This window comes from Sorangium sp. So ce327, from assembly GCF_051530205.1.
In the GTDB taxonomy this organism is placed as follows: domain Bacteria; phylum Myxococcota_A; class Polyangia; order Polyangiales; family Polyangiaceae; genus Sorangium; species Sorangium cellulosum_B.
The window spans coordinates 9,301,841-9,318,764 of sequence record NZ_CP150330.1 but is presented as its reverse complement, the minus strand read 5'-3'; the positions used below and the strand labels follow the sequence as shown (position 1 = coordinate 9,318,764).

The following is a 16,924-nucleotide window of genomic DNA, read 5'->3' as shown; positions in this document are numbered from 1 at the left end:
GCTGCTGTTCTCCGGAGCGGCATTCTCCGTGCGCGCTGTGGGCAGCGCAATGCCCGCGCGGTCCGTGCCGCGCTGCGCTGCTCCGCCGTCGTGAGAGGCAGCACCTGTGCGCCTGTCGTGGCCGTGCGGCGCTGGAGCGCGGCGCGAGCCCGGCGCGCGAGCGCGCTCGCGCGAGCCGCGAGCCGCGAGCGTGCTCGCGCGCTGGACCGGCGCCGCCGCGGTGTCACGCTCGCGGAGAGCGATGAGCGACCCGAAGCCACCGCCGAGCCCAGCGCCCCGGTCGGAGACGGTGCGGCAGGCGCTCCTGGAGGAGCTCCGCAGGGGAGCGGCGACCGCGTGGGAGCTCTCCACCCGCCTCGGGATGCGGGAGCGCGACGTGGCGCCGCACCTCGAGCACCTCGCGCGCTCGTTGCGGGCGCGCGGCGAGCGGCTCTCGGTCGCGCCGGCGCGCTGCCTGCGCTGTGGCTACGCGTTCGACGAGCGGCGGTCGCTCGCGAAGCCGAGCCGCTGCCCGGCGTGCCGGGGGGAGCGCATCGAGGCGCCGCGGTTCCGGATCGACGCGGGCGAAGGGTGAGGCTCCCGGGCGGCGGCGGCGCTCCTCACAGGGCCGGTCGATCGGGCGGCTCCGGGCGCCCGCGCCGCGCGGCGCGGGCCTCCACCTCGCCGAGCAGCCGCGGGCCCGCGCGCTCGCCCGCGCCCGCGAAGAAGGCGCGGGCCTGGGCGAGGTCGCCGTGCGCCGCGTAGAGCTCGACGAGCTCTCGCTCCGCGGCCTCGTCGATCGTCGCCTCCAGCGAGCCGGAGCGCGCGGGGCCGAGCTGCACGATGGCGCGCAGCGCCCTCATGGCCCCGTCGGTGGCGTCTCGGCCGCCGAGGCCCCGCAGGCTCCACGACTTCACGTAGAGCGCGCGCTTGCGGAGCGGCGCCCCCGCGGCGCCGCGGAGCGCGCCGTCGCAGGCGCTCACCGCCTCGTCGAGGCGCCCCGCGGCGAACGCCAGGTCGGCCAGCGCGAGGTAGGCCTCGGCCGCCTCGCCGGACGCGGGGTGCTCGAGGGCGAGCTGGCGCAGCCGCGCCTCGGCGCCGCGCGCGTCCCCGCCGTCCTGGAGCGCCCGCGCGAGCGCGAGGAGCGCTCGAGGCCGCTGCTCCGCTGCGCGCAGCGCCGGCGCGTCGACGAGCGCCGCGTAGGCCGCCGCGACGCCCGCCCGCAGCCGCGCGGCCTCTGCTTCGAGCGCCGCCCGCCGCGCCGCGCCGCGCGCGCCGGCCGCGCCCGCCTCCGCGGCCTGGTCGAGCACGAAGAGCTGCACGCCGATCACGCGGTAGCGCCCCGCGAGCGACTCCGCCTCACGGAAGATCGGCTCTGCCGCCGCGCTCGCGCCGGCGTCTGCGCCGTCCGCGCCGCCGCGCGCGGCGGGCGCCGGCCCTCCCGCGCTCGCGCCGGGGGCCGCGCCGCCGCGCGCGGCGAGCGCCGGCGCTCCCTGCGCGGCGCACCCCGCCGAGGCGAGGGTGAGCGCCATGAACGCGGCGACCCGCCGCGCCGCGGCTCTGCGCCGCTCCGTGAGACTGCTGGCGGTCTTCGCTGCGCGCTCCACAACCCGTGACACGTCTTCTCCTCGTGATTCGCCGCTGGCAGAGAGGCCGAAACGCGGCGCGCTTCGTGCCGAACGGCGCGGGAAGATAACCGCGCGCGCCCAAGGGACCAGGGCAATCCACCGCGGGCGCGCCGATTCTCTCCCTGAACCACGCGGAGAACAGCGCCTTTCGAGCGCCTTGCGCGGCGGCGCACACGCGGCGCGCGGGGCGGAGCGACGCGCCGCAGAGCTCGCACCTCCAGCGCGCTCCGCCTCGGCCCATGCATTGCGTCTCGGCCTTCATCGCTCCGCGCCCGGACCGGCGCTTCACACCGGGCGGGGGCGTATCCGGATGGAGAGTCACGACATGGCGACAAAAGTGAACTGCCTCCCGTTCACGATCCCCACGATGCCGCGCCTCGGGCTCGCCGACCTGGAGGCGCGCTTCCGACGCCTCTCGCTCCTCATGTACGACACGAAGGTTCCGATCGTGACGCTCGAGAAGGAGGTCTATCCTTACCTTGCCCGTGGCATCGAGTTCGTCAATCCATGGCGGCGTGTGCGCGGGATCGAGACGTACCAGGTCGGCCTCTCTGGATCTCGCGTCGGCGGCCGTTTCGACCTCGACGTCTCTCAGCTGAGCGTCCGGCTCTCCGAGCCGCGTGAGTCGGGCCGCGCCCTGGTCGACAGCACCTTGTACCTGCGGCTGTTCCCGCGCTGCGCGTATCCCGTGCGGGTGATCCTGACCTACGATTTCTGCATGATCGACGGCGGCGAGAGCTTCGAGATCACGCGCCACGAGGAGATGTGGCGCATCGGGGACATTCTTCGGAGCGCTCCGCTGCTGGGCCGCTCCTACGATGTCTTCCGTTCCTGGTCGGGTTACCTCTTCACCGGCGCGCTGCTCCTGTCCCGCGCGGTCGTTGTCCGTCCGCCTGCCGCCGAGGCCGCGCGGGGCGAGCCAGAGCCGTCGCGCTGACGCCGTGCGCGGCCGCGCAGCCGTGGGGTCGCCGCGAGGCCGAGCGCCGCTCGCCTGAGCGCGGGCCGGCGATCTCTCGGAATCGACGAAACCGACGGAACCGACGGGACCGAGGGAACCGAACGCCGGTCCGCGTGTCGGAATGTCCCCGGCGCCCTGGTCTTCTCCGGCCGGGGACATCCCGACAACCCTCGTTCACTCACGGAGCAGCTCGATGGGAAATGTGCCGCCCGGGCCGAAGTCGCTCAGCCTTGTGGATACCATTCGTGCAGGATTCATCTCCTCCGAGCCCGTCTTCAGGCGTTACGCCGCCGAGTACGGCCCCACGTTTCGCCTGAGGTCGCCGAACGGGATACTGACCATCACGGGCGATCCGGAGGCGATCCGCGCGGTCTACACGGCCGACCCCGACGAGTTCGATGTCTGGGGTGTCCAGCTGACGGAGCCGGTCTTCGGGACCTCGTCGGTGGTCGTGACGGCGGGCGCGCGCCACCGGCGCGATCGGCGGCTGATCGCCCCGCCGTTCAGCGCCGGCGCGATGCGGGGTTATGGCGGCGCGATCGCGGACATCAGCCTGGACGTGGCGTCGCGGTGGCGGCCGGGTCGCTCGTTCTCGATGCTCGCGGCGACCCAGGCGATCGCGCTCGACGTGATCGTCCGCGTGGTCTTCGGCGTGCGGGGCGAGTCGCGCGTCGGCAGGACCCGCGAGGCCGTGCTCGGGCTCATCGAGTCGCTGAGCCCGAGCTTCATGATCATCCCTGCGCTCCGCCGCGACTTCGCCGGCTTCGGCCCCTACGCGCGCCACAAGCGCGCGGCCAGGGCGCTCGACGCGCTGCTCTTCGAGGAGATCCGGGCGAGGCGCGCGGAGGGCGACGCGCCGCAGGACATCCTGGGCCTGATGATGAGCGCCCGCCACGACGACGGCGCGGGCATGAGCGACGTCGAGATCGCGGACCAGCTCCGGGCGCTCCTGTTCGCTGGCCACGAGACGACGGCCATGTCGCTCGGGTGGGCGATGTACTGGCTGCACCGCGAGCCGGCCGTGCTCGCGCGCCTCCTCGACGAGCTCGACGCGCTCGGTCCCGCGCCCGAGGCGGACGCGCTCGCGTCGCTGCCGTACCTGGAGGCGGTGTGCCTGGAGGCGCTCCGCCTCCACCCGCCGGTGGTGGACGTGGCCCGGGTCGTGAAAAGGCCGTTCCAGCTCAAGGGCTATACCATCCCGGCCGGCGAGGCGATCGCCGCCTCGCCGCTGCTCCTGCACGGCCGCGAGGATCTCTACCCGTCGCCGGAGCGATTCCGCCCTTCGCGGTTCCTCGATCGGAAATTCACACCCTTCGAGTTCATCGCGTTTGGCGGCGGCGCCCGCCGGTGCCTGGGCGCGGCGTTCGCGATGTACGAGATGAAGGTCGCCCTCGGCACGATCCTCGGGAGATACCGGCTCCGGCTCGAGAGCCAGGCGCCCATTCACCACGTGCGCCGCGGGCTCACCATGGGGCCGAGCGGGGATGTGGCGATGATCCTGGAAGGGAAGCGCGAGCGAGCGAGGGCGGAAGGCCGCCCGGCTGCGGTCCAGGGCAGCCCGGCGGCGGAGCCGGCGCTCCGGCCCGCCGCGCCGCAGCCGGCAGGGCGGTGCCCCATGGGCTTCTCCTGAGCGTTGCTCACCGGGTCTCCTTGCGCGCGGCCGGGCGGCGGCGCGCTCTGGCCTTCATCCCGTCAGCTCGTGCTCGCGGGGACGCCGATCCGGCCTCCGGCGGCGCTCCACGACGATCGGCAGCCCATCTCGCGGCACGAGCGCCCGCCGGCCGTCTGCGCCCGCTTCGTACCCTGCGGGCAGGTCGAACCGGAACTCCCGCACCAGCGCCGCCAGCATGAGCTTCATCTGCAGCACGGCGGTCCGCTCGCCGATGCACTTGCGCATGCCGAGCCCGAAGGGAAGGAACGCCGAAGGCGGGCGCTCCTCGTGCCATGGCGAGCCCGGCTCGAAACGCTCCGGGAGGAACGCCTCCGGGCGCTTCCAGTACCGCGGGAGCCGCTGCATGACATACGGGCTCACGAGGACCTCGTCTCCCGCGCTCACCGCGTGCGGCCCATGGCGGAACTCCCTCCGCGCCTCGCGCGCCAGCACCCATACGGGCGGGTGCAGCCGCAAGGTCTCCTGCACCACCGCCGACAGGACCGAGGCGCGCTCCACCTCCGCTCCCTGCGCGCCCATCCCCTGCGCGCCGATCGCGTCGAGCTCCTCCTCGAGGCGCCTTCGCACGTCCGGGCGCTGCGCGAGCTCGTAGAGCGCCCACGCCGACGCCGCGGCCGTCGGCACGTGCGTCACCAGCATCATCACGACCTCGTCGATCAACGCTTGTTCGTCGATCTGGCCGGCGTCCACCGCGCGCACGAGCGGATCCAGCAGGTCGGTCGTCCCGCGGTTCCCGGCCGCCCTGCGGTTCTCTGCCGCCGCCAGGATGGACGCCGCGAGCGCATCCCTCGCCTCGCCATAGGCCATCTCGTCGTCTGCGGCGTGCCCGAGCCACGCTTCCACCCGGGGCAGCTCGGTCGCGATGCGCTCCACGACCTGCTCTCCCGACTCCCCGAGCAGCAGCATCGACGCGCTCCGGAGGGCGACGTCCTCGAGCACCGGCAGCACCGCGCGCGCCTCGCCTGTGCGCAGCCGCGCGAGCGCCTCGCGCACCACGCGCGCGGCGCCCTCGGCGCGCGCGAGGAGCGCCTCCCGATGGAACGCCGGCGCGAGCGCCCTCCGGCGTTCCAGGTGCTCACCCCCCTCGAGGCGGGCGACGCTCCGCGGATAGGCGTCCTGCATCCGGTGCGGCGGCGTCTTGTCCGTGAAGCCCTCCCGATCCGAGAACACCCTCTGGATCGCGGCCGGATCCGAGACGGCAAAGCACCGCTTGAGCCCCAGCCGGAACCGGAAGAAATCGCCGTACGCCAGGGTGCCGTCGAGCAGGAAGGCGAGGGGATCCGCGCGGAACTCCGGCCAGGAGCCGTGCAGAGGGTGCGCTTTCGGACCGGGGGATCGGATCATGGCCAGTTCTCCGGAGAGCGTGGAGCCGCGGTTTGCATACGAGATAGCGTCGGGAGCGGCGCCGGCGCTCCGCCATCAGGGGCGCGCGGGCGTCGTTCAGGAAGACAGCTGGGCGCCGGGGCTCGAGGAAGCGCGAAGGCTCAGGTACACCGCCGCGTGGCTCAGGTCCGAAGGCGCGCGGAGGCTGAGATAGACCACCGGATACCCGAAGTCATAGGCCGACGCGCCGGGCTGCGCGCGCACGTGCTCCTCGTACGCCCTCGCGAGCTCCTGCGCGGTGCACGGGCAGCCCGCCTCGGCGGCGATCGTGAGGATGCGCGTCATATCCCCATCGGCCTCGGCCATCTTCTCCGCGAGGCGCTCGTCCGCCTCGACCTGCGCCAGAAACGCGCGCGCGTCGCTCCTCGGCGCGCGTCCTGCCGTCGTCCCCTGGTTCGTCGTCGAAACACCGATCGTGGTGAGTTGTCCAGTCATGTGCGTAGACCTCCTTCGGGCCCCTTGAGGCCGCGGAACCGCGGCGGCGGCGTGCCGCGCGCGGTCCGTCTCCCTCTCCCAGAGCAGGTCCCGCGCCAGCGCCGCGGGCAGGCGAAATGGCCGGCGATGGCGGCCCTCGAGAGGCCCGTTGTGCGCGCCCTCGCGCGAGTTGCGCGAGCGCTCGCGCAACTCGCGCAGCGGCGCCGCCCCCTCGCCGCACGCTTCGGCCCGGCGAAAGGGCTCTCGCCGGCCCTGCGATCCCACTTGATAATGTTAGTTAGTCTTACTAACTATTGGGGTGCCCGACACGCTGACCGTCTTCACCACGCTGCTGCTCACGCGGATCGCTCGCGTGGATCGCACCGCCTTGCAGCTGATTCAGGAGCGCCTCGCCGAGCGGGGGGTCACGCTCGCGGAGTTCCGCCTGATCGGCGCGCTGCTCGGAGAGCGCGTGGGGCTCACCCAGCGCGAGCTCGCCGAGCGGCTGCAGATCACTGCCGCGTCGCTCTCGGCCCTCGTCGGCCGCCTCGAAAAGAAGGGGCTCGTCGAGAGGACCCCCGACGAGAGCGACGCGCGCGCCTTCCGCGTGCGCTGCTCGCCTCAGATCGCGGAGTACGACTGGGTACAGGACGTGCTGGTCGAGGTGGAGCGCCGCGCGACGCGGGGCATTCCGGCCGTAGAGCTTGAGACCACGGGGCGTGTCCTCGCCGCCATGATCGGCAATCTCGAGATCGACGACACGCCCGTTCCATCAACAAGGAGGAGAGAGAAATGAAGCTCGCACGCGCCCTCGTGGTGTCCTTCTCGACGGCAGCAGCACGCGGCTGCGGGGGTCTGCCGCCGTCGCCCTGCCCCCGATGACCACGGCCGTGGCCGGCCGTCTCATGATCTGCCCCCTCTGCGCGCGATGTCTGCCTCGCGATCGTGCAGCGCGCCGAGCGCGTCGAGCTTGTCCTCCCGTTGCCGCCGAGCTCGCCCGCTCATGGACGGAACACGACCGTCCTTGGTGACGGGATCGCGCGCGGCGCCGCGAGCGCGCTCGATCCGTCCGACCCTCGCGGCGGCGGCGAAGCGCCGCGCGGAATCGCGGGCGCGCTGCACGGAATCGCGGGCGCGCTGCACGGAATCGCAGGCGCGGCGCGCGGGAGCGGGCGAGCGGTGCCGGGGAATTCGCGTGCGAGGAGGTCTGATCACCCTCTACGCTGAGCGCCTCCTCGAACCGCGAAGGTTGCCATGAGCGATGACATCGTCGAGCTGACCACGAAGCACACGTACGGCACCTGGCGCGCCCAGCGCGGCTGGAAGCCGATCCATGTCACCCGCGCGGAGGGCTGCGCGTTCTGGGACGCGTCCGGCAAGCGCTACCTGGACCTGTCCTCGCAGCTCATCTGCTCGAACCTCGGTCACCAGAACGAGGCCGTGATCGAGGCCATCTGCGCGCAGGCGAGGCAGCTCGCCTACATCAGCCCGGCGCACACGTGCGAGGTCCGGGCCAGGGTGGCGCAGAAGCTCCTGGAGGTGATGCCGAAGGGGCTCGACAAGTTCTTCTTCGCCACGTCGGGCACGGAGGCGAACGAGGCCGCGTTCAAGATGGCCCGGCTCTACACCGGCAAGCACAAGATCATCGCGCGCTACACGTCGTACCACGGGTCGACCGCGGGCTCGGTCGCGGCGACCGGGGACTTTCGCCGCTGGTTCATCGAGCCGGCCGGCAAGATCCCGGGCGTGGTGTTCGGCCCGGAGGTGAACTGCTACCGCTGCCCGCTCGGCCGGAGCCACCCCGAGTGCGGCGTCGCGTGCGCCGATTACCTGGCTTACATGATCGACCACGAGGAGAACGTCGCGGCGGTGATCGTCGAGCCGGTCGTGGGCACGAACGGCGTCCTCATCCCGCCGGCCGACTACCTGCCGAAGATCGCCGAGGTCGCGCGGAAGCGCGGCGTGCTCCTCATCGCGGACGAGGTGATGAGCGGCTGGGGCAGGACCGGAAAGTGGTTTGCGGTCGATCACTGGGGCGTGGTGCCGGATATCTTGACGACCGCGAAGGGCGTGACGAACGCGGCCGCGCCGCTCGGGGTCGTCGCGACCTCCCGCGCGATCGCGGACTACTTCGACGACAACATGTTCGCGCACGGCCACACCTACGAGGCCCACCCCCTCACGCTGGCCCCGGTGATCGCCGCGATCGACGAGTATCGCCGGCTGGACCTCCTCGACCGCGCGACGAAGATGGGAGACGTCGTGGGCGCGAAGCTCCGCGCCCTGAAGGAGAAGCACCCCTCGATCGGCGACGTGCGCGGGATCGGCCTGTTCTGGGCGGTCGAGCTCGTGAAGGACCGCGCGACCAAGGAGCCGTTCAACGTGCCGCAGGACAAGGCAGCTCGGCGGCCCCTGGTGGTCGACGCGGTGGTCGCCGAGGCGGCGAAGCGCGGGGTGTCCCTCATGGGGTGGGTGAGCCACCTGCTCGTGGCGCCGCCGCTCATCATCAGCGAGGCGGAGATCGACGAGGGGATCGCGGCGCTCGACGCGGCGCTAGACGTGGCGGATCAGCGGCTCTCGGGCTGAGGACCTCGAGCGCGAGGCGGCCCCCCACGGGCCGCCGGAAGAGCACGTCTGTGGTGCGGCGAGCGCGCCCGGAGAGGGGGGCGCGGCGACGTGCTAGGATCGTGGGCATGACTGCACGCACGAACGGCCTGCCGACCCGTCCGCCCCGGAACACGGGGCCGATCGAGCTGCGCGATTTCGGCCCGACCGGCCGCCGTCTGGGCACGCCCGACGACTGTTACGACGGCAGCCCGTGGGAGCTGCACCGCGGGGAGCTGATCGAGCAGATGGGGAGCAAGGATATCCATGGCATCGTGATGGCGCTCCTCGCCGCCCTCTTCCGCACGCACGCGCGCGAGGGCTCCACGGTGATGACCGACGTGTACTGCGATCTCAGCGACCCGGCAGGGCCGTCGCTCCGGGCGCCGGACGTGGTGGTGGTGGGCGATCTCTCGTCGCCGCGGAACGACGCCTACCGCGGCACACCGCTGCTGGCCGTGGAGATCCGGGGCACGCAGTCGAGGCGCTACCTCGAGGAGAAGGTGAAGCTCTACCTGGAGCACGAGTGGCCGTGGGTGTGGATCGCGCACGCGGAGCGGCGGGAGCTCGAGGTCGTGCGGCCGGGGACGGCGTCGATCACCTACCGTCCCGGCGCGGAGGTGCCCCTCCTGCCCGAGCTGGGCAAGCACGGCCTCGGCGCCGTGCCGGTCGCGGCGCTGTTCGAGGAGCGCGACGCGGCGCGGTTCACGGACGAGTGGGTCGAGGCGCGCACCCAGGCGCGCACCCAGGCGCGCGCGATCCTCGCGGTGCTCTCGGCGCGGGGGCTCGCGGTGCCGGAGGCGGTGCAGGCGCGGGTGCTCGCGTGCGGCGAGCCCGCAGCGCTGGAGCGATGGCTCGTCAGCGCGGCGACGGCGGCGAGCGGGGCGGCGTTCGCGGCGGCCGTGGATCGAGGGTGAGCCGGCGGCTGTCCGCCGCTCGGTAGGGACGGCGGCCGAGGGCCGCGCCCTTCGGGGAGCGCTCCTCGGCGCGGAGCCAGCGTCCCCGCGACGGTGGCCCCAGCGCCATCATCGCGACGGCGGCGCCGAGGAGCCGCCCGCGCACGCGGCGGCGCGCGCGAGGAGCAGGTCGCGCTCGCGCGTGTTGCGCGTGAGCGATGCCGCGCGCTCGAGCTCCGCGCGCGCCTCGTCGAGGCGGCCGAGCTTCGCGAGGAGGTCGCCGCGCACGCTCGGCAAGAGGTGGTAGCTCTCGAGGGAGCGCTCCGAGGTCAGCGCGTCGACGACGGCGAGGCCCGCCGCCGGGCCGAACGCCATCGAGAGCGCGACGGCGCGGTTCAGCTCGACGACGGGCGACGGCGTGACCTGGGCGAGCGCCGCATAGAGCGCCGCGATGCGCGCCCAGTCCGTCTCCTCCGCGGTGCGCGCGCGCGCGTGGCAGGCGGCGATCGCGGCCTGGAGCGCGTAGGGACCGCGCGCGCCGCCGAGCGCCTCGGCGCGCTCGAGCGCCGCGAGGCCGCGGCGGATCAGCAGGTGATCCCAGCGCGCGCGGTTCTGAGCCAGGAGCAGGATGGGCTCTCCCGACGGCCCGACCCGCGCCCTGGAGCGCGAGGCCTGGATCTCCATCAGCGCGACGAGGCCGTGGACCTCCGGCTCCTTCGGCGCGAGCTCGGCCAGGATGCGGCCGAGGCGGAGCGCGTCCTCGCAGAGGGCAGGCCGCATCCAGTCGCCGCCGGCCGTCGCCGAGTAGCCCTCGTTGAAGACCAGGTAGATGACCTGGAGCACCGACGAGAGGCGGGGCGCGAGCTCGGCCCCGCGGGGGACCTCGAAGGGGACGCGCGCCTCGGCGAGGGTCCGCTTGGCGCGGACGATCCGCTGGGCGACGGTCGGCTCCGGGACGAGGAACGCGCGCGCGATCTCCTCGGTCGTCAGCCCTCCGAGCAGGCGGAGCGTGAGCGCGACCTGCGCCTCGGTCGAGAGGACCGGATGGCAGGCCGTGAACACGAGGCGCAGGAGGTCGTCGCCGACGTCATCGTCGAGCGCGGCGTCCAGATCCGGCGCGGCCAGCGCGTGCTGGGCCTCGATCTCGTGGCCGAGCTCCTCGTGCTTGCGCTCGATCCGCTTGCTCCGGCGGAGCTCGTCGATCGCGCGGCGCTTCGCGGTGGCCATGAGCCAGGCGCCCGGCTTCTCCGGGACGCCCGACTCCGGCCACCGCTCGAGCGCGGTGACGAGCGCGTCCTGCGCGAGCTCCTCGGCGAGGCCGACGTCGCGCACCATCCGCGCGAGGCCGGCGATGAGCCTGGCCGACTCGATGCGGAAGACCGCGTGGATGGCGCGATGCACCTCGGGGGCCGTCACGGCGCCCGATCAGAACACCTTCCGCCGCCGGCGCAAGCCCCCCGCGCCGGCGCATGCCCCCGAGGCGCGCGAGACTACTTCTTCTCCGCCACCTGCGCGCGCAGGCGCTCCTCCTGCTCCTTGAGCTCGGGCGTGAGCGCAGGACCGAAGTCCTCCACCGTGAACACCTGGCGAATCTCGATCTCGGACTCCTCGTACATGGGGTTGGGACAGCGCTTCACCCACTCGATCGCCTCTTCCTTCGACTTCACGTCCCAGATCCAGAAGCCCGCGATCAGCTCCTTCGTCTCGGTGAAGGGCCCGTCGATGACGGTCCTCTTGTCGCCCGAGAACCGGATGCGCGCGCCCTTCGCGCTCGGGTGGAGCCCCTCACCCGCGACCATCACGCCGGCCTTGACGAGCTCTTCATTGAACTTCCCCATCTCGGTGAGGAGCTGCTCGCTCGGCATGACGCCCGCCTCGCTGTCCTTGGTGGCCTTGATCAGGATGATGAATCGCATGGTCGTGTCTCCTTGCTTCCTTGGTGGAGCTGGGCTCCGGAGGGTCTCTTGCCCGGGGCGAACCGTGGCTTCATCGTCACGACGACCGGCGGGGCGCGGGATCGACGCGCCGGGCGATCTTTTTTTACGATGTCGTCAAGTATAAGGAACTATTGAGGATTGGAGCGCCTGGCCGGACCGCCGGGCGCTCCGGGCCCTCAGAAGCGGCTGCGCAGCAGCGCGCCGCCGCCGCCGGGCAGGATCGCGGGCGCGAGGGAGACCGAGCTGCGCTGCTCCGGCGACGTCAGGAGGAGCACCAGGCCAGCGCCGATCCCGACGAGGCCGACGGCGCCGAGCACGGTGCTCGTGGTGGTGAGCGTCTGGCCCCGCGAGCTGAGGGACATGCCGTCGTCGCTGCACCGCGAGGGATCCGGGCATTCCTTCTCGAGATCGCCCTTCGTGCCGAGCGCGAGCCCGCCCGTGATGAGGCTCCCGCCCACGGCCGCGGCGCCGACGCCGCCGATGACGAAGCCGAGCGTGCGCTTGAAGCTCGAGGGAGCGGCGGGGGTGGGGGGCGGCCCCGAGGAGATCGCGGGGTCCTGCGGCGCGTCGGCTACGGGGACCGGAGGCGGCGCGGCGGCCGGCGGCGGCTCGAGGCGCACGACGTTGCGCGCGCCCTCCGCGAGGGTCACGGGCGCGTCGGTCTGCCGGCCGCCGGGCCATCGCGCGACGACGGCATGGTTCCCGGGGTCGAGCGGGAGCTCGCTGCCGATGCTGGCCTGCGGCAGCGGCGCTTGATCGAGGAGCAGCTCCGTCGGCGCCGGTGCGCCCGCCGGGAGCTCGATGACCAGCCTGGGCACGCGCGGCTCGAGCTCCCGGATGCGCTGCTGGGTGATGGCCAACCGGGGATCGCCGGGCGTCAGCTGGGTGAGCAGCTCCTTGAAGTGCTGCCACGCGCTCGCCACGCGCCCGAGATCCGCTTCACACTGGGCCAGGTTGAGCAGCGTGCCGCGCGACGGATAGGTCGCCTGGCTGCGGCGGAAGAGCGGAATCGCGTGCGCGCAGCCTCGCGCTTCGACCGCTGCGCGGCCCTGCTCGAAGAGCTCCTGTGCCTGGGCCTTCGGATCGTTGGGCTGCGCGGAAGCCGAGCGGCTCATCGCGCAGAGGGCGGCGCACAGGGCGGCGCAGCGCATCGCGCGAGTACCTCTTGTTCGTCTCAGTCCCATTTGTTCCAAGGATCCTCGGTCTTGATCTGCGTCTTGACCTGTGAGGACGACGGCGGTCTGGCCGTGCTCACGGCGTTCGCGCTCGGCTTCACCGGCGGTGTCGCCGCTGTCGACGATGCCGCTGCCTTCACGCTGGCGTCCGGGAGGGCGCTCGCGACCGGCGCTGCGGTGGCCTCGATCGCAGCGCTCGCGGTCTCCATCGCGGTAGCGGTGGGGGTCGCCGTCACCCCGCCGGCCGCGCCGGGGGCGCTGGCCGCGCCGGGGGACGCAGGCCCGAGCTCGGGCGCGGCGCTCGATGAGGCCACGGGCGAGTCGCTGTCCGGGGACCCGCTCGGCGTCAGCCGCCACGCAAGGAAGATCCCGGTCAGGACGAGCGCGCCGGCGGCGCCTGCCAGCAGCGCCACGCGGCTGCGCGGCGCCCGGGTCCGCGTCGTGTTGCCCCAGGAAGCGTGCGGCAGCGTCGCGTGCGCCGTGCCCGCAGGCTCGCCCCCGGACGACGACGGCGTGTCCGGGCGGTCCGGCATGGGCGCCGTCGCGGCCTCGGCCGCTCCGGGCGCTCCACGCCACGTGGGCGAGGACGCGCCGAGCGCGCCGGGCGCCGCGGGGGGAGCGCCCACCGGCGGGTACCCGCCGCGGGAAGCACGCTCCGGCAGGATCCGGTCGATGCTCTCGAACGAGAGCCGCCCGCGCTGCGTCCCGAAAGGCGCGAGCACGCGGCCGATCTCGGCGACGCTCTGGACGCGGGCGCCCGGATCCTTCGCAAGGCACCGACCCACGAGCTCCCCGACGGCGGGCGGCAGGTCCGGCCGCAGGGCCAGGACGGCGGTGGGCGCATCCATGATGATGGCCGCCGTGACCGCGGTGATGCTGTCGCCCTCGAACGGGTGCCGCCCGGTGAGCATGCGATACAGGATCACGCCGAGAGCCCAGATGTCCGTGCGCACATCCGCGTATTTCAGGCTGCGAATCTGCTCCGGCGACATGTAATGGATGGAGCCCATGATGAGGCCCGTCGCGGTCAGGCTGGCCTCTTTGACAGAGTCGCCCGTGGCGGTGAACTTCGACAGGCCGAAGTCGAGGACCTTGAGGAGGGGAGTCCCGTCGGGGCGGCGGGTGAGGAAGAGGTTCTTCGGCTTGAGATCGCGGTGGATGATGCCGCGCGCGTGGGCCTCCGCGATCGCCTCGCAGGCCTGGAGCACGTAGTCGGCGGCGTCGGCGAGCGGGAGGATGCCGCGGGTCTGGAGCACCTGGCCGAGATCGTCGCCGGTCAGGTACTCCAGCACCATGTAGGCGGCGCCGGTGCCCAGCGTGCCCATGTCGAGGACACGCGCGATGTGCTGCCCGTCGAGGGCCGCGGCGGCGCGGGCCTCGCGGAGGAAGCGGGCGCCGGCGTCGGGGAGCGCGGCGGCCTCGGGGAGGAGGAGCTTGACGGCGACGCGGCGCTCCAGGACGACGTCCCAGCCCGCGAAGACCACGCCCATGCCCCCCGCGCCGAGGACGCGCTCGATGCGGTACTTGCCCGCGAGGACGTCGCCGGGAACGGGGACGCCGGAGGGGGCGGCGGGCTGCTGCGCCATGGTGGGAGGAGAGCGTAGCGGGGAGGTGGTGCGGAGTACAAGAGGCGGGCGGCCTCGGTGGCCGCTCGCGAGCGCCCGACCCGGGAGGCCTGCGCGATGACGTACTCGACGCGATCCGCTCGCGACGTCCGCCGGAGAGCGCCTACGGCTCGGCCTCGATCCGCGCGGCGTCCTTCTTCTGCTGGAGCCTGTGCTTGATCGCCCCGAAGATTACCGGCGCCACGGAGACGAAGATGATCAGGTAGACGACCCGCTCGATCTGCTTGGCGTCGAAGACCTTGCCAAGGAAGTAGCCGAGGAAGGTCATCGAGAAGACCCAGAGCACGCCGCCCACCACGTTGAACATGGCGAAGCGCCGGTACTGCATCTGCCCCACGCCCGCCACGACCGGCGCGAACGTCCGGGCGAACGGCATGAAGCGCGCGAGGATGATCGTCTTGCCGCCGTGCTTCTCGTAGAACTTCTGCGTCGCGATCAGGTGATCCTTGCGGAACAGGAGCGACTGCTCGCGCGTGAAGATCTTCGGGCCGGCGCGCCGCCCGATCGAGAAGCCCACCGCGTCGCCGATGATCGCCATCGCCATCAACGTGACGTTCATCAGGAGCAGGTTCTGGAAGTTCGGTAACCCGAGCGGGTTGATGAGCCCCGCGTTGACCAGCACCCCGGCGGTGACGAGCAGCGAGTCCCCGGGCAGGAAGAACCCGATGAGCAGCCCCGTCTCGGCAAAGATGATGATCATCAGGACGGGGTAGCCGCCCCACTGGAGCAGCGACTCGAGCTCCCTCAGCCTGCTGAAAAATTCACGGAGGAGATCCACGGCCGCTCGATAGCTCACCTCGGCGGCCGCGTCGAACCCCGCGTGCGCCCCGGCCGCCAGCGCGCCGCCGGCGTCCACCGCCGCCGTTCACACGGGCGCCGCCGGCGGTGAGTCGCCCTGCCTCGCTGGCTGCCCCGTCGGTCTACCCCCGCGGGCGAGCCCCCGGGCCGCGCCTCCCGGAACCCCGAGGGCGAGCTCCCCCGGGCGCGCCGCCCGCGCCGCCGGTGGCCGCGCGCGCTACGGCGTATAGCGCGCCAGATACTCCTTGAGGTGCAGCTTCCGGGCCGTGTTGTCGGACGACATGTAACGTATCGTGCCGAAGATCTCCCGCTCTGGACCCCAGGCCCGATCGTAGCGGCCGAGCACCCAGAAGATGCCCGACGTCGAGTTCGGGTCACGGCCGTCGAGCGCATACCGGTCGTTGAGCTCGATCATGATCTCGAGCGCCTCGCGCGGCGTCCGCGACCACTCCAGGATCTTCTTTCCCCAGAGCATCCGGAGGTAATTGTGCATTCGCCCCTCGCGGAGGAGCTCGACCTGCGACGCGTTCCAGATCCGGTCGTAGGTCGCCCCCGCCGCGAGCGCCTCGATCGGGTAGACGCGCGGGCGCCTGTCGCGCGCGTGCTTCTCGAGCGTGGCGAGCGCCCAGTCCGGCAACGACTCGTACTCGGTCGGATCGCGCTTCCACGAGGGGCGCGGCCCGTCTCCCTCGCTCGCCCCGAGCGCGAAGGCGTTGAACCCGAGCTCCCGCCAGGTGACGAGCTGCTCGAGGAACGCCTCGGCCGAGGCGCTCATCCCCCAGAACCCCTCGCGGCTGCCGCTCGGCCGCTTCACGCCGTCACCGGGGCGGCCGAGCTGCTCGACGCGGAAGGCCTCGCGCCGCGCGACGGCGGTGAAGACCTCGTGCGCCGCGAGGTGGCCGAAGTGCAGGTACGGCGACAGGCCGCTCGTCGCGCCGGCGTCGGGGTGATCGCGCTCTTCCAGGTAGCGCGGCAGCCGGTCCGCGACGAAGCGCGCGAGCGCCTTGCCAGCCGCCTCCGGGCCGCCCCGGCAGGGCGCCGGCGGGACGGTGTGATCGATCGGGAGCGCGGAGAGCGCCGCAGGGTCGCCCCCGAGGAGCGCGGGCGAGGCCGCCGGCCACCTGCGCGCGATCGCGCGGGGGAGGGGAGCCGCAGGCCGGAGCTTCGCCCGCTTCAGCGGATCGGCCGCCGGCTGCGCGCCGAGGTGCTCGCCGATCACCCGCTGCCAGAAGATGCGGAACGAGCGCGCGGTCGTGAACACCCGATCGGCCGCGCGCATCGGCAAGAGGCCGTTCGAGTCCACCTGCTCGAGGCGGACCGGCGCCTGCCGCGCCGCCGAGGCGACCATGCGCGGGAGGAAAAAGCAGGGGTAGTCGTCCGTGACCACCACGCACGCCCGCGCCGCGAGCGCGCCGAGCAGGCCCTTGCCGGCCCCCTCGGCCGGCTCGACGTAGGGGTGATGCGCGACGCCGGCCGCCGCGAGCCGGCGCGCGTTGTCGGCCATGCCGTCGATCACGAAGCGATGGATCCTGTCGCTCGCCCAGCGGTAGCCGCACCGCAGCGCCTCGAGCACGACGAGCGGTCGATCGAGCGCCATGGACCAGGCGATCGCGCGCTCCAGACCGAAATTGTACCGTGTCCGGCGACTCGCGATCATCCAGTAAAGGACGTAGTCGCCGCCCTCGCGGACAGGCATCGCGTTGCGGGTGCGGAGCCGGAGCTCGGGGACGCTGCTGGAGATCACGACACCTCCTCCACGACCGGCCCGCCAGCGCGCCGCCGCGGCCCCGGTGCTCTGCTCTCTCCTCAGGACGAGCGGTGCTCTAGCACAGCTCGGACACGGGCGCGCACATGC

Annotated in this window: 15 protein-coding genes; 6 read left to right on the top strand and 9 right to left on the bottom strand. The window is 73.0% G+C overall.

Annotated features, from left to right (window positions below):
* Positions 1–241: 241 nt before the first annotated feature.
* The gene (locus tag WME95_RS34895; protein ID WP_437324296.1) at positions 242–574 is read left to right on the top strand and encodes a transcriptional regulator; all 333 of its coding nucleotides are present in this window, start codon (positions 242–244) and stop codon (positions 572–574) included.
* A gap of 25 nt (positions 575–599) precedes the next feature.
* Here the strand turns inward: WME95_RS34895 and WME95_RS34890 are convergent, their stop codons facing one another.
* Entirely contained in the window at positions 600–1,598 is a 999-nt protein-coding gene (locus WME95_RS34890; RefSeq protein WP_437903671.1) for a hypothetical protein, read from the bottom strand.
* Between the two features lie 334 nt (positions 1,599–1,932).
* On the opposite strand from WME95_RS34890, the gene WME95_RS34885 reads away from it, so the two are divergent.
* Both WME95_RS34885 and WME95_RS34880 read left to right on the top strand, forming a co-directional pair.
* Positions 1,933–2,544, top strand: a complete 612-nt coding sequence (locus WME95_RS34885) for a hypothetical protein (RefSeq protein WP_437903670.1) — start codon at positions 1,933–1,935, stop codon at positions 2,542–2,544.
* Positions 2,545–2,758: 214 nt separating this feature from the next.
* Positions 2,759–4,195 carry a cytochrome P450 gene (locus WME95_RS34880; RefSeq protein WP_437903669.1) on the top strand — a complete coding sequence of 479 codons (1,437 nt, stop codon included), beginning with the start codon at positions 2,759–2,761 and terminating at the stop codon, positions 4,193–4,195.
* Between the two features lie 54 nt (positions 4,196–4,249).
* Here the strand turns inward: WME95_RS34880 and WME95_RS34875 are convergent, their stop codons facing one another.
* On the bottom strand, positions 4,250–5,581 hold the full coding sequence (locus tag WME95_RS34875; protein ID WP_437903668.1) for a cytochrome P450: 1,332 nt from the start codon (positions 5,579–5,581) through the stop codon (positions 4,250–4,252).
* Between the two features lie 96 nt (positions 5,582–5,677).
* The gene (locus WME95_RS34870) at positions 5,678–6,055 is read right to left on the bottom strand and encodes a Nif11-like leader peptide family RiPP precursor (protein ID WP_437903667.1); all 378 of its coding nucleotides are present in this window, start codon (positions 6,053–6,055) and stop codon (positions 5,678–5,680) included.
* Positions 6,056–6,353: 298 nt separating this feature from the next.
* Here WME95_RS34870 and WME95_RS34865 point away from each other — a divergent pair, with 298 nt between their 5' ends.
* The 3 genes from WME95_RS34865 to WME95_RS34855 all read left to right on the top strand — a co-directional run bounded on the left by WME95_RS34865 (position 6,354) and on the right by WME95_RS34855 (position 9,555).
* Entirely contained in the window at positions 6,354–6,830 is a 477-nt protein-coding gene (locus WME95_RS34865) for a MarR family winged helix-turn-helix transcriptional regulator (RefSeq protein WP_437903666.1), read from the top strand.
* Positions 6,831–7,288: 458 nt separating this feature from the next.
* The gene (locus tag WME95_RS34860; protein WP_012239035.1) at positions 7,289–8,620 is read left to right on the top strand and encodes an aminotransferase family protein; all 1,332 of its coding nucleotides are present in this window, start codon (positions 7,289–7,291) and stop codon (positions 8,618–8,620) included.
* A gap of 107 nt (positions 8,621–8,727) precedes the next feature.
* On the top strand, positions 8,728–9,555 hold the full coding sequence (locus WME95_RS34855; protein ID WP_437903665.1) for a Uma2 family endonuclease: 828 nt from the start codon (positions 8,728–8,730) through the stop codon (positions 9,553–9,555).
* Between the two features lie 108 nt (positions 9,556–9,663).
* Here WME95_RS34855 and WME95_RS34850 read toward each other — a convergent pair whose 3' ends face one another.
* The 6 genes from WME95_RS34850 to WME95_RS34825 all read right to left on the bottom strand — a co-directional run bounded on the left by WME95_RS34850 (position 9,664) and on the right by WME95_RS34825 (position 16,813).
* Positions 9,664–10,950: an RNA polymerase sigma factor gene (locus tag WME95_RS34850; RefSeq protein WP_437903664.1), complete on the bottom strand. Its 1,287-nt coding sequence runs from the start codon at positions 10,948–10,950 to the stop codon at positions 9,664–9,666.
* A 74-nt stretch (positions 10,951–11,024) separates the two neighbouring features.
* The gene (locus tag WME95_RS34845) at positions 11,025–11,450 is read right to left on the bottom strand and encodes a YciI family protein (RefSeq protein ID WP_437903663.1); all 426 of its coding nucleotides are present in this window, start codon (positions 11,448–11,450) and stop codon (positions 11,025–11,027) included.
* Between the two features lie 197 nt (positions 11,451–11,647).
* Positions 11,648–12,622, bottom strand: a complete 975-nt coding sequence (locus WME95_RS34840; protein ID WP_437903662.1) for a tetratricopeptide repeat protein — start codon at positions 12,620–12,622, stop codon at positions 11,648–11,650.
* Between the two features lie 23 nt (positions 12,623–12,645).
* Positions 12,646–14,232, bottom strand: a complete 1,587-nt coding sequence (locus WME95_RS34835; RefSeq protein WP_437903661.1) for a serine/threonine-protein kinase — start codon at positions 14,230–14,232, stop codon at positions 12,646–12,648.
* A 142-nt stretch (positions 14,233–14,374) separates the two neighbouring features.
* Positions 14,375–15,067, bottom strand: coding sequence for a VTT domain-containing protein (locus tag WME95_RS34830; protein ID WP_437911057.1), 693 nt, complete (start codon positions 15,065–15,067; stop codon positions 14,375–14,377).
* Between the two features lie 219 nt (positions 15,068–15,286).
* Positions 15,287–16,813 carry a deoxyribodipyrimidine photolyase gene (locus WME95_RS34825; RefSeq protein WP_437903660.1) on the bottom strand — a complete coding sequence of 509 codons (1,527 nt, stop codon included), beginning with the start codon at positions 16,811–16,813 and terminating at the stop codon, positions 15,287–15,289.
* Positions 16,814–16,924: the final 111 nt, after the last annotated feature.

Excerpts from the sequence above, each read along its gene's own strand:
- WME95_RS34885 (WP_437903670.1), top strand. The coding sequence starts at position 1,933 with ATGGCGACAAAAGTGAACTGCCTCCCGTTCACGATCCCCACGATGCCG.
- WME95_RS34845 (WP_437903663.1), bottom strand. The coding sequence starts at position 11,450 with ATGCGATTCATCATCCTGATCAAGGCCACCAAGGACAGCGAGGCGGGC.
- WME95_RS34860 (WP_012239035.1), top strand. The coding sequence starts at position 7,289 with ATGAGCGATGACATCGTCGAGCTGACCACGAAGCACACGTACGGCACC.
- WME95_RS34855 (WP_437903665.1), top strand. The coding sequence starts at position 8,728 with ATGACTGCACGCACGAACGGCCTGCCGACCCGTCCGCCCCGGAACACG.
- WME95_RS34895 (WP_437324296.1), top strand. The coding sequence starts at position 242 with ATGAGCGACCCGAAGCCACCGCCGAGCCCAGCGCCCCGGTCGGAGACG.
- WME95_RS34870 (WP_437903667.1), bottom strand. The coding sequence starts at position 6,055 with ATGACTGGACAACTCACCACGATCGGTGTTTCGACGACGAACCAGGGG.
- WME95_RS34835 (WP_437903661.1), bottom strand. The coding sequence starts at position 14,232 with ATGGCGCAGCAGCCCGCCGCCCCCTCCGGCGTCCCCGTTCCCGGCGAC.
- WME95_RS34880 (WP_437903669.1), top strand. The coding sequence starts at position 2,759 with ATGGGAAATGTGCCGCCCGGGCCGAAGTCGCTCAGCCTTGTGGATACC.
- WME95_RS34875 (WP_437903668.1), bottom strand. The coding sequence starts at position 5,581 with ATGATCCGATCCCCCGGTCCGAAAGCGCACCCTCTGCACGGCTCCTGG.
- WME95_RS34840 (WP_437903662.1), bottom strand. The coding sequence starts at position 12,622 with ATGCGCTGCGCCGCCCTGTGCGCCGCCCTCTGCGCGATGAGCCGCTCG.